Raw genomic sequence first — 12344 nt, 5'->3', positions numbered from 1 at the left:
ATGAGTCACCGCGAGTCCACCGTGAGCGATTTCTCACCCACTACCGAGGCCCTGCACGACACCGCAGCGCTGTTCGCCCTGCTCGACCGCTGGGTGGAGCGCGGCTGGCTGCGCGCCCTGGACCGAGCCTTCGCCGACTTCCTGGCCCGGGAGGTGGCCGGCACCCCCGCCCCGCTGCTGCTGGCTGCCGCACTCGCCAGCCACCAGCTCGGACGTGGCCATGTCTGCCTGGACCTGGCCCAGACCCTGGCCGAGCCTGACCTGGCCCTCTCGCTGCCACCGGAGGGCGACAGCCTGGAGGATCCACCGCCTCGACCCAGCCAGCTGCTCACCGAGCTCAGCCTCGCCGACTGGCTGACGGCGCTCGCTCACCCGGCGATCATCGGCGACGGCCCCGGCAACACCCCGCTGGTGCTCGAGGGCACCCGGCTCTATCTACGCCGCTACTGGCATCATGAGCGCTCGATCCAGCAGCATATCGCCGCCCGGCTGGAGGGCGACGCCGGAGGGGCCACCGATCATGCTCCCCATGCAGCAGAGACCAATACACTCTCCCAGGCGCTTGCCGCCCTCTTCCCCACCAGCGATACCCTGGACTGGCAGAAGGCCGCCTGCGCCCTGGCCATCCGCTCGCCCTTCGCGGTGATCACCGGCGGGCCCGGCACCGGCAAGACCACCACCGTGGTCAAGCTGCTGACCCTGCTGCAGGCCCTGGCCCTGAGCGAAGGCCAGCGCCCGCTGCGTATTCGCCTGGCCGCCCCCACCGGCAAGGCCGCCGCGCGACTCAACGAGTCCATCGCCGGGCAGGTCAGCTCCCTGAGACTGGAAGGCCTGGCCACCCTGTGGGAGCCCGATTTATCGGCGACTCATCAGTCCTCCCAGGACAACAGCGAGCGACTTCGCCAAGCGGTCCCCACCGAGGTCACCACCCTGCACCGCCTGCTGGGTTCGCGCCCCGATACCCGCCATTTCCGCCACAACGCGCGCAACCCCTTGCCACTGGATGTGCTGGTGGTGGACGAGGCCTCCATGGTCGATGTGGAGATGATGGCCGCGCTGCTCGACGCCCTGCCGCGCCGTGCCCGCCTGGTGCTGCTCGGTGACAAGGACCAGCTCGCCTCGGTCGAGGCCGGCTCGGTGCTGGGCGATCTGTGTGCCCGGGCCGAGGGTGGCCACTACACGCCGGCCACCGCCGACTGGCTCGGCGAGGCCACCGGCCAGGTGCTGCCTAAGGAGATGCTCGACCCCGCTGGGGCGCCACTGGACCAGGCCATCGCCATGCTGCGGGTCAGTCACCGCTTCGATGCCGAGAGCGGCATCGGCCAGCTCGCCGGTGCGGTCAATCGAGATGTACCGGGCCGGCAGAAGCGCGCCGACATTCGCCGCGTGCTTGAGCACGGCTACGCCGACCTCTCGCATCTCAGGCTCGACACCGACCACGACCACCGCCTGGAACGGCTGGTGGTCTCGGGTCACGCCGAAGGCTTCCCCGGCGCCGGCGAGGGTCGCCGGCTACGCGGCCAGCCGCTGCCGCCACCGGTGGGTTATCGCCACTATCTGGAGACGATAAGAGACGCCGCGCCAACGGCAGGGGCAGACGTCGAGGCACTGGATGACTGGGCCCGCGCGGTGCTGGCCGCCCACGGCCAGTTTCAGCTGCTCTGTGCCCTGCGCCGCGGCCCCTGGGGCGTGGAGGGGCTCAACGAGCGCATCCGCACCGCGCTGGAGAAGGAGGGGTTGATCGACACCGGCAACGGACGACGGCTCTGGTACCCCGGACGGCCGGTGCTGGTGACCCGCAACGACTACGGCCTGGGACTGATGAACGGCGATATCGGCATCACCCTGGCGCTGCCGCGGCCGGCGGCCCCATCCGCGGGGCCCAGCCACGGCACCTCGGCACTGCGCGTCGCCTTCCCGGCCGGGGACGGCAGCGACCGGATCAAGTGGGTGCTGCCCAGCCGCCTGCAGGCGGTGGAGACGGTCTACGCCATGACGGTGCACAAGTCCCAGGGCTCGGAATTTACCCACACCGCCCTGCTGCTCCCCGACGCCCCCAACCCGATCCTGACCCGGGAGCTGGTCTACACCGGCATCACCCGCGCCAGGCACTGGCTCAGCCTTGTCGAAACCGGCCGCGGCCAACTGCTGGACGCGGTGGAGAGGCGGGTGATGCGGGTGAGCGGGCTGGGAGCGCACGGGATGGCAGGCTGAGTGCCAATATCCTGCTTGCATGAGCCCGGCATGTGCCGTGACTGTGTCAATTGCCGAGCCGGCAAGCCGCGGAGCTGGTCGGGCTCTCTCCTGGAGGCGGCATGACCTGCATGGCCAGCGCTGTCCAATCATGTCGTTCGGACCACTCGCTGAGCCAGGCCGGCAAATCATTGCTGGGCATGGGCTTGGCGATGCCATAGCCCTGAGCCTGGGTGCAACCGAGTGCCAACAGCCGCCTGGCATGCTCGATGGTCTCGACACCTTCTGCCAGCATCGGTCGCTTGAACCGGTTGGCCATGAAGATAACGCTCTCGACGATGGCCAGATCGCCAGGGTCATCAAGCATATCGCGCACAAAGCTCTGGTCGATCTTGATCAAGTCGACCGGCAACTGTCGCATATGGGTCAACGATGAGTAGCCGGTACCAAAATCGTCAATGGCGAAATCGATGCCTAATTCTTGACAGCGACGCATTGTCTCCAGGGCCGCTGGCAAGTCGCTCAGGGCGGTACTTTCGAGTATTTCCAACTTCAGGCGCGTAACTGGCACCTCCGGATGGCGTGACAGCATCAGCGTAAGGCGCTCCACGAAGTCTTCTGACAGCAGGTGGGAGGGGCTGATATTGACGTTGATCGGTAGGTTAACGCCTTCCTGCCCCCACGCCTCCAGCTGCTGCAATGCTGCCTCCAGCACCCATTCACCGAGCCGGTCATCGAGGCTGCTGCCTTCGATCAAAGGAAGAAAGGCCCCCGGTGGCAAAAGCCCCCTCTCGGGATGCTGCCACCGCACCAGCGCCTCCAGACCTATTACCCGGCCATCGAGCATATCGACCTGGGGCTGATAGTGCAGGCGGAGTTCATTGTCGGTGATAGCACGCTGAAAGCGACGACGCTGTTCCTCCCTGGCCTGCAGTTCACGGTCGAACCGCGAGTCGAAGACATGGAAGATATTTCGGCCTTGCTGCTTGGCACGATGCATCGCCTGAGTGGCGTGACGCAACAAGACGTCGCCCTCCACATCATCCTGTGGATAGAGGGCAACCCCCAGGCTGACGGTCACCTTTAGCATGATCCCCTTGAGAAATAGCGGCGCCGCGATGCTGTTGAGCAGCCACGCCAACGTCTCCTCGTCAGCGCCCTGCTGAAGCAGCAGAGCAAACTCATCACCACCGATACGAGCCAGGATATCGTCACCCTGCACAAGATGGCTGATGCGATGGGCCAGCTGGGTAATCAGCTGGTCGCCCATCTCCTGGCCATGGGTGTCGTTGATGGTCTTGAAGTGGTCAACATCGAGAACACATAGCGCCAGCTGGGCGCCTCGCCGCCTGGCATGTTCGATGGACTCATTCATCAGCTGACCGAGCAGTTCTCGATTGGGCAGACCTGTCAGGGCATCAAAGCACACCTCCCGACCAGTCTTGCGGCCAGAAGCGGTCAATGCCATCAGATCGGAGATCACCATCATGTAATGGCTCAGCTTGCCATCGGCATCACGAACCCCTGACAGGGAGAGAAGCACCGGTGCACTCTGACCCAGATGGTTCCGAAACATGAACTCGGTCTTCACTTGATCACTGGTGCGCAGCATCTCCCGAAGATCCATGGCCATGCAGCTCTCGTCAACCAGCTTGTACAGGCAAAGCCCCTGTAGCTGCGCTGCCTCCAGGCGAGCCAACTCTGCGAAGGCGGTATTGGCGACCAGCACCTTGAGATCGGCATCGGCAACCACCATCGCCTCGCCCGCCTGCTGGAAGGCGGCATGTACCAGGGCGGCCGTCATTCGTCTTTCACCACGATGCAGTTGCGCCCCATCCGCTTGGCACGATAGAGGGCGTCATCGGCCCGCGCCAACAGCGAGTTCATGCCATCTCCAGGTCGATACTGGGCGATACCGGTGCTGATCGTCACTTCCAGGCCGTTGAGGCGTGCACCCGCGATCTGATATCGCAGGCGCTCGGCGAAACTGGCAGCCCCCTTGAGGCAGGTACCCTGCAGCAGGATGGTAAACTCTTCACCCCCCCAGCGGCACAGGATATCGGTGGTACGCAGCGTGCTGGCCACCCGTTCGGTAAGCCGCTTGAGGATGGCATCGCCGACATCATGGCCGTATCGATCGTTGACCTGCTTGAAGTGGTCGATATCGAAGAGCAGCAGAGTGAAGGGCATGCTGTCGCGTTCGGCTTGTTCCAGGGCCTGGCGCAGGGAGTCATCGAAGGCGCGGCGATTTAAGGCGCCAGTGAGGTGATCCCGTGTTGCCTGGCGCTCCAGCTCGTTTTCCATGCGCTTTCGCTCGGCGATACTATGGAAAACCGCGACGAAATGTCGAATCTCGCCCTCGTCGTCGTATACCGCGGTGATCGACTGCCACAACGGATAAACCTCACCGAACTTGTTGCGATTCCAGATCTCCCCCTGCCAATGGCCGGTGTCGAAAAGCGAGTCCCACAGCCGCCGATAGAATGCCGTGCCATGCCTGCCCGACTTGAAGATCTTGGGTGTCTTGCCCAGCACTTCATCCTCGCGATACCCGGTGACATCGGTGAATGCCTGGTTGGCACGCTCGATCCGCATCTCGGCGTCGGTAATCATGGTCGCCTGACCGGTCTTGAAGACCGTTGCCAACAGTTCGAGTTCACGCTTCTGGCGACGGCGCTCGGTAACATCCTCCTTGACAGCGACATAGTTGACCACCTGGCCCTGATCATCGCGCACCGGAGTGATCACCTCGGCTTCCCAGTAACACTCCCCGTTCTTGCGCCGGTTGAGCATTTCACCGCGCCACACCTCACCGGCCTTCAGCGTTTCCCAGAGATCCCGGTAGACCGAGGGTGCCGTCTCTCCTGACTGAATCACGGCTGGCGTCTTGCCCAGCAACTCCTCGCGGCTGTAGCCCGTCACATCGACAAAGCGTTGATTGACATACTCGATCTGCCCCTCGGTGTTCGTGATCGCGATGGCGACCGGGCTTTGCTCGACCGCGGTAGAGAGTTGATTGAGGCGCTGGCGCAAGGCTGACATCGTGCTGCAGTGACAGGTAGCGCCTTCCGCCCCCGCATTACCGGCCGACTGAACCGGGTTCACTCCTGCACGGTTATTTTTGACAGTCATACCACCTCCCATGCCGGCCCAGCTGTCGGTTCAGCACACTGCACTCCTCTTATGATTGACGTCCAGAGCTACGGTTAATGTGCAGAACATTAGCCGGCTCAACAGAGTAGGCAACACGGTCAAAAAGCCATAATCCTATAACACCCTCTCGCCACCTTCTTGACCATCATCAAGATTTTTCGAATCTACCAGCACTTGATTGACGAGCCTCCTGCGCCCAGCCACTGAAGCCCGAGCTGAGCCCCCCACCTGACTCGCCATGCCTGAAGGGCTTTCCTGACCAGCCTCAGTCATGCCCACATTGCACGAAGGATATGTTCACGAGGCGCGCAGCCACGCTAGCGGATGGCAAGGCAGGTGATGCGAAGCGGTGGATTGGTGGCGTCCGGGAAGGCATGATCATCGCCTGCAATCTTCACCAAGCCATTACCGGTGGCTCAAGCACAACGTTACGAAAGCCCTGCAAACCGGGTCTAGCCTTGCGAGCCGCTCTCGGGAAACACGATGGATAAAAAGATACTCAAGACACAGGCATATACCACCGCGGTAGTGTTCGTGGTGCTGGCAGGTCTGCTGTGGGGCGGCAAGGCGCTCTACGACGCCAACCTCAAGGAGCGAGCCCTCGAGCGTCACACCCAGCTGCTGAGAACGGCCAGGACTCAGCTACAGGAACATCTGCTCAAGGCGGTACAGGATGCCCACCAGCTCGCGCTGCTCGACAGCGTAAGAGACTTCGTGGCGACCCCGTCTGCCGTCAACCGGGCCAGGATGGAACGCACCCTGATCGATACCAGCGATGTGTATGGACGCTACGACCAGATCCGGTTTATCGACCTGCAGGGCCATGAGCGGGTGCGCATCAACCATGCACCTGGCGCCTCCCATGCCGTGCCCGAGGAGGCACTGCAAGACAAGTCTGGACGCTACTATGTCCAGGAAGGGCTGAACCTGGAAGTGGGCCAGGTCTATCTCTCGCCGCTCGACCTCAACGTCGAACAGGGCAAGATCGAGACGCCCCACAAACCGGTGCTGCGTCTGGTGCGCATGATCGGCGACGGCGAAGGGGGGCCCGCTGGCCTGCTGGTGCTGAACTACCTGGCGGGCGGATTGCTCAACCAGTATCGCGCACACTTCCCCGCTGTCGACCGCGCCATGCTGCTGAACTCGGAGGGCTACTGGTTGCTCAACCACCGGCGCGAAAATGAGTGGAGCTGGATGTTGGGGCAGCCCGGACGCACCCTCTCCGCATGGCAACCGAGGTTGTGGGAGCGCCTGCAGGCAGAACCGACAGGGCAGCTGGAGTTGAACGACGACCTCTTCAGCTTCACTCGCTTCGATATCGCCAACTTCCGCAATGGCCTCTTTCATGGTGACTATGCGATCAATAGGGGGCTTATCAACGATACCTATGCCGCCGAGTGGACGATGCTGGTACAAACCGAAAAGGCTCAGTGGCAGGCAGGCGCGTTGTATCTCAAGAACTGGTTCAAGGCGTTCCTGGCCGGCCTGTTTGCGATGGCCGGGGTACTGGTTCACTTCATCATCACCAGTCGCGAAGAGCGACGTGCGGCGCGCGCGGCACAGCGCCAGCAGCTGGCGGACTTCAAGGATCTCTATGAGAACGCTCCCATCGGCTATGTGACCGTGGCGGCGGATGGGCTGATTACCAACGTCAACCGTGCCCTCCTGGACTACCTGGGTTATGAACGCGACGATATCGTGGATCGCCTGCGTATCAGTGATCTGATGGACGAGGAGTCACGGGAGACCATCCACGCATTGATGGGCTCCCTGGCCAGTGGTCAACAACAGCAGCATCGTGCCGACCTGGTGTGCCGAAATGGCGAGCGGCTGACCGTGCTGTGCAGCGTGTCATCACGACTCTCCCCTTTCAGCACGCTGATGGTGGGTCGCTGCAGCGTGCAGGACATCAGTGAGCAGGCGAGACTCGAACGCTCCCTCGAGGACCTGGCTTACCGTGATGCGCTGACGGGGCTGGCCAACCGACGTTACTTCGACGAGCTGGCCAGCAACGAGGTCAAGCGCCTCCAGCGCGAGGGCAACCCCCTAACCGCACTGGCACTGGATATTGACCACTTCAAGGCGGTCAATGATCGCTATGGGCATGATGCAGGCGATGAGGTACTGAAAGAGCTGGCAAAAACCTGCCAGCATCTGCTGCGTGGCACCGATATTCTGGCTCGCTTCGGTGGCGAGGAGTTTGTCGTGCTGCTGCCCAATGCCGATCTGGCTCAGGGTCATCGCCGAGCGGAAGCACTGCGTCAGGCACTGGCCGAAAAGCCGGTAACCCTCACCTCGGGTGAGGCCATTCACTACACGGTTTCCATCGGCGTGGCCACACACCCTCGTCCCGAACAAGACCGACTACCGCTGCTGCTCAAGAATGCCGACGAGGCACTCTACCGGGCCAAGCGCAGCGGTCGCAATCGCGTCTGTGTGGCGTTGCCGGCCTCACTGCCCCAACAAGGCTCCGCGTCAGCGAATACCGCGTAGGCCGATTAAACGTCTGGCAACGCCCGGTTCCGATATCCTGACCCGGGATCCAGTCGCCTTCGGGTCCACCATGCCCGACGGGAGACGCAATGCCCTTCAACCCAAACTGGACGGGGAGAACCTGGCCTTGCCTGCACCAGGAACCACACATCACTTGCACCGGTTGACCGGTCAGTTCCACGAGCAGAGCAGGGAAGCGCTGTATCGCCGAAGCATCCAGCCGCGAGTTCGAACGGAAACCGGCCTGGCGCTAAGCGTGGCGGCCCTGATCTTCGGCATGTTTGCCATCTCGGACTATTTTTATACCGGCTTGACCCTGGAGTTCACGCTATTGATCACCATGCGCATCCTGGTGGTCGTCTCATGCCTGACCCTCGCCTTCATGATCAGACGCCGAGGCAGCGATACTCGCCCAGCCTGGCTGCACGCCCTGCCACTCTGGATACTGGCAACCGGTATCATCCTGATCGTTCCCTTGCGACCCGAGAGCCTTACAACCCAGGTGCCGGCAGTCGTGGTCGCCACCATGGCCTTCTATCTGCTCATCCCAAATCTGCTGCCCGTCGCGGCAGTCGCCAGCCTCTATCTGGGCATCGGCTTTCTGATTGCTTCCGTGATGGCGGCGGACGCCTCTGCCGTGGTCGTGATGCGCACCACCCTGCTGCTTATCATGACCAATGGTGTAGGCTTCTTCACCCTGCTACGCCTGGAGAAGCTGCAGCGCAAGCAGTTCGCGCTCCTGCAGGAGGAGCGTGTACAGAACCGCCAGCTGGTCGAGGAGATCGCACACCGCAAGTCGCTGGAGGCACAGCTGCGCAGGGTCGCCGAGCAGGACGCGCTGACCGGCCTGGACTCTCGCCGCCACTTCATGACACGCGCCAAGACGCTGCTACGGCGCACGCGGCGCGACCAGGCGCCCTTCTGCCTGTTCATGATCGACGTGGATCACTTCAAGGCCATCAACGATACCTGGGGACATAGCCAGGGAGATCGAGTGCTGGCCGCGATCGCGGAAGCCTGCCGGCGATCCCTCCGACCCCAGGATGTAATCGGGCGTTTCGGGGGCGAGGAGTTCATCGTGGCCCTGCCGAAGACCCATCTGCAGGACGCGCAAATGGTGGCGGAGCGCCTGCGGAGCAAGGTCAGAGAGCTGACGGTGATGGAGGCCATGCCCGACCACCTCCTCACCGTCACCATCGGTATCGCCGAAGTTCTCGACGAGGAAACCGATCTGGACGAGCTGATCCAGCGGGCCGACCGCGCGCTCTACGATGGCAAGCACGGCGGCAGGAACCGGGTAGTCATCAGTCACGAGGAGACTGTAGGTGACACGCCCTCCACTCTGGGGGAATCTTTCAGCGGCTCTCCCCCCTTTTTCTGAGCTGAGTAGCTGCGCTCCGGGTAGAGTGTCAACTCGCGAACCCGCGGCAAACACGTTACCATCGAACGCCCGCCAGGGTGGTGGCAGGTCGGTGGCGGCGGGCCTCGCCATACAGCCCCCGGACGCAACGCATGACCGCCCCCGAGCGATACGATGACCATCGATGCCATCACCACACAGGGAGCACTCCATGGCGGCCGCGTACCGCGCACCAGGCCAGATCATCACCTCACTGCTCGATACTGACTGGTACAAGCTGACCATGATGCAGGGGGTGCACCACAAGTACCCCAACGCCAACGTGGCCTGGGAGTTTCGCTGCCGCAACGCCGAGAACCTGGCGCCCTACCTGGGCGAGATTCGCGACCAGATCGATCGGCTGGCCAGCCTGGCCCTGAGCCGCGACGAGTCGGCCTACCTGAGCGGTTTTCCCTACCTGTCCCCCGACTTCATTCGCTTCCTGGAGCTCTACCGCTTTCGCCCCGAGTACGTGGCCACCTACATGGAAGGCAGTGAGCTGTGCATCGTCATCGACGGCCCCTGGTCGCACAGCATCCTGTTCGAGATCGTGATCCTGGCGATCATCAGCGAGGTGCGCAATCGGGTACTGCACCCCGACGCCAGCATCGACCAGGCGGTGAGCCGGCTGCGCGACAAGCTGGGGACGCTGCGTCGCGACTACACATCGGCCCAGCTGGCCGACTTCCGCCTGGCCGACTTCGGCACCCGAAGGCGGCTGTCGCAACCGGTGCAGGAGGCGATTATCGGCGTGCTGGCCGAGGAGTTTCCGGGCCAGTTCGTCGGCACCAGCAACGTCGATATCGCCCGCCGCCACGGCCTGGCGCCCATGGGCACCATGGCCCACGAGTGGGTGATGGCCCACCAGCAGTTGGGCAGCCGGCTGGTGGACAGCCAGCGCGCCGCGCTGGAGGCCTGGGTCCAGGAGTATCGCGGCCACCTTGGCGTGGCACTGACCGACACCATCACCCTGGACGCCTTCCTGGCCGACTTCGATCTCTACTTCGCCAAACTGTTCGACGGCCTGCGCCACGATAGCGGCGACCCGCTGGTGTTCGCCGAGAAGTGCATCCGCCACTACGAGCGCCTGGGCATCGACCCCAGGGGCAAGACCCTGATCTTCAGCGATGCGCTGACCTTCGATTCGGCCATGGCCATCAAGCAGGCGCTGGAGGGGCGCATTCGCACCAGCTTCGGCATCGGCACCAGCCTCACCTGCGACCTGCCCGGGGTGACGCCGATGAATATCGTGATCAAGATGGTCTCGTGCAACGGCCAGCCGGTGGCCAAGATCTCCGACGCCCCGGGCAAGGCCACCACCCGCGACCCGGAGTATGTCCACTACCTGAGAAGCGTGTTCAACGTCGACACGCCGCCGACACCAGGACCGTGACCCCCGAGGACCCGGTGCGCCAACGCATGCCCCTCGACAAGTGCCGAGGCACCCCGGTCGCCGACCTGCCCCCCGACCAGGCCTGATTCGCCCACCGGGCCCTTCCCGCCGGACGCCTTGCATTTATCGTTAAATATGCAACTATTCGCCGCCTTGCTTTCGGCCGCCGCGGCGCGCCGAGGGCGCCCGCCCGGACCACGCCACCCCGACGGGGTCCGCCTGTCCCGCTTTCCGACTACAAGGACGTCTGCATGTTGTTCAGTACCCTGGCGATCGTCATCTCGCTACTGCTGTTGATGTATCTGGCCTACCGCGGCTACTCGGTGCTGCTGCTGGCACCGCTGATGGCCACCCTGGCGGTGCTGCTCTCCGGTGATATCGCCCTGATGCTGCCGATCTACACCGAGACCTTCATGAGCGCGCTCGGCGGCTACCTGCTGAAGTTCTTCCCGATCTTCCTGCTCGGGGCGCTGTTCGGCCAACTGATGGCCGACTCCGGCGCGGCCAGCGCCATCGCCAGCTGGATCACCCGCGTGCTCGGCGTGCGCCACGCCATCCTGACCGTGGTGCTGGCCTGTGGCCTGCTGACCTACGGCGGGGTATCACTGTTCGTGGTGGCATTCGCCATCTACCCCATCGCCCGGGAGCTGTTTCGCGCCGCCGCGATTCCCAAGCGGCTGATTCCGGCCGCCATCGCCCTTGGCTCGTTCACCTTCACCATGACCGCCCTGCCGGGGACTCCGGCGATCCAGAACGCCATTCCGATTCCCTACTTCGGCACCAACGCCTTCGCCGCGCCTGGCCTTGGCATCATCGCGGCGCTGATCATGTTCGGGGTCGGCTGGTGGTGGCTGAACGGTCGCGCCCTGCGCGCCCAGACCGCAGGTGAAGGCTACGGCGAGCATGACGAAAGCCGCGAGGCGAACCTGACTCCCGAGGGCGACAGTCGCCCTGTCGATGGCATGCCCTTCATGCTGGCCATAACACCGCTGGTGCTGGTGATCGGAATCAACGCGCTGTTCACCTACGCGATCTTCCCCCGTCTGGACATGAGTGCACTGAGTGCCGCCTATCCGGAGCTGCAGGTGGCCAACCAGACCGGCCTGTGGGCGATCATCATCGCCCTGCTGACGGCCTGCGCCTGGCTGGTACTGACCCGGCTACGCCACTGGCAAAGCCTGCAGGACACCCTCAACCGGGGTGCCCTGGGTTCGATGCTGCCGATCTTCAATACCGCCTCGGAGGTGGGCTACGGCGCGGTGATCGCCTCGCTGGCGGGCTTCGCCATCCTGCGCGACGCGGTGCTCGGCGTGGCGCCTGGCAATCCGCTGGTCTCCGAGGCAGTGGCCATGACCACACTGGCAGGCATCACCGGCTCCTCCTCCGGCGGCCTCAGCATCGCCCTGCAGACCCTGGGCAGCGACTACCTGTCGCTGGCCGAGCAGGCCGGCATCGCCCCGGAGCTGATGCACCGGGTGGCGGTGCTCGCCGCCGGCGGCTTCGACACCCTGCCCCACTGCGGTGCGGTGATCACCCTGCTCTCCATCTGCGGGTTGACCCACCGCCAGTCCTACCTCAACATCGCCATGGTCACCATCATCATTCCGATGCTGGCGCTGATCAGCGTCATCACCCTGGGCAGCCTGTTCGGCGCCTTCTGACCTCAGCACGGCCTCCGCTATTCAGGACGAGTGCGCGGGGGCCGGTCGTCGT

Annotated in this window: 7 protein-coding genes; 5 read left to right on the top strand and 2 right to left on the bottom strand. The window is 63.8% G+C overall.

Annotated features, from left to right (window positions below; translation table 11 throughout):
* Entirely contained in the window at positions 1 to 2214 is a 2214-nt protein-coding gene (gene recD, locus E0702_RS05860; RefSeq protein ID WP_132042043.1) for an exodeoxyribonuclease V subunit alpha, read from the top strand.
* A 46-nt stretch (positions 2215 to 2260) separates the two neighbouring features.
* Here recD and E0702_RS05855 read toward each other — a convergent pair whose 3' ends face one another.
* Positions 2261 to 3997: a putative bifunctional diguanylate cyclase/phosphodiesterase gene (locus E0702_RS05855; protein WP_132042042.1), complete on the bottom strand. Its 1737-nt coding sequence runs from the start codon at positions 3995 to 3997 to the stop codon at positions 2261 to 2263.
* Complete coding sequence (locus tag E0702_RS05850) at positions 3994 to 5235, bottom strand: sensor domain-containing diguanylate cyclase (RefSeq protein ID WP_132042041.1); 1242 nt, start codon at positions 5233 to 5235, stop codon at positions 3994 to 3996. The genes E0702_RS05855 and E0702_RS05850 overlap by 4 nt, the downstream gene beginning before the upstream one ends.
* Before the next feature lie 594 nt (positions 5236 to 5829).
* On the opposite strand from E0702_RS05850, the gene E0702_RS05845 reads away from it, so the two are divergent.
* The 4 genes from E0702_RS05845 to E0702_RS05830 all read left to right on the top strand — a co-directional run bounded on the left by E0702_RS05845 (position 5830) and on the right by E0702_RS05830 (position 12292).
* Positions 5830 to 7839, top strand: a complete 2010-nt coding sequence (locus E0702_RS05845) for a sensor domain-containing diguanylate cyclase (RefSeq protein ID WP_132042040.1) — start codon at positions 5830 to 5832, stop codon at positions 7837 to 7839.
* Between the two features lie 154 nt (positions 7840 to 7993).
* Positions 7994 to 9220: a GGDEF domain-containing protein gene (locus E0702_RS05840; RefSeq protein ID WP_240721682.1), complete on the top strand. Its 1227-nt coding sequence runs from the start codon at positions 7994 to 7996 to the stop codon at positions 9218 to 9220.
* Between the two features lie 190 nt (positions 9221 to 9410).
* Positions 9411 to 10631 (top strand): nicotinate phosphoribosyltransferase, encoded by a 1221-nt coding sequence (gene pncB, locus E0702_RS05835; RefSeq protein ID WP_132042038.1) that lies wholly within the window; start codon positions 9411 to 9413, stop codon positions 10629 to 10631.
* Between the two features lie 251 nt (positions 10632 to 10882).
* Positions 10883 to 12292 (top strand): GntP family permease, encoded by a 1410-nt coding sequence (locus E0702_RS05830; RefSeq protein WP_132042037.1) that lies wholly within the window; start codon positions 10883 to 10885, stop codon positions 12290 to 12292.
* Positions 12293 to 12344 lie beyond the last annotated feature (52 nt).

It is taken from the genome of Halomonas marinisediminis (assembly GCF_004347715.1).
GTDB lineage: Bacteria > Pseudomonadota > Gammaproteobacteria > Pseudomonadales > Halomonadaceae > Halomonas > Halomonas icarae.
Note: the sequence above shows the minus strand (reverse complement) of the source record. Positions and strands in the feature narration are given on the sequence as shown.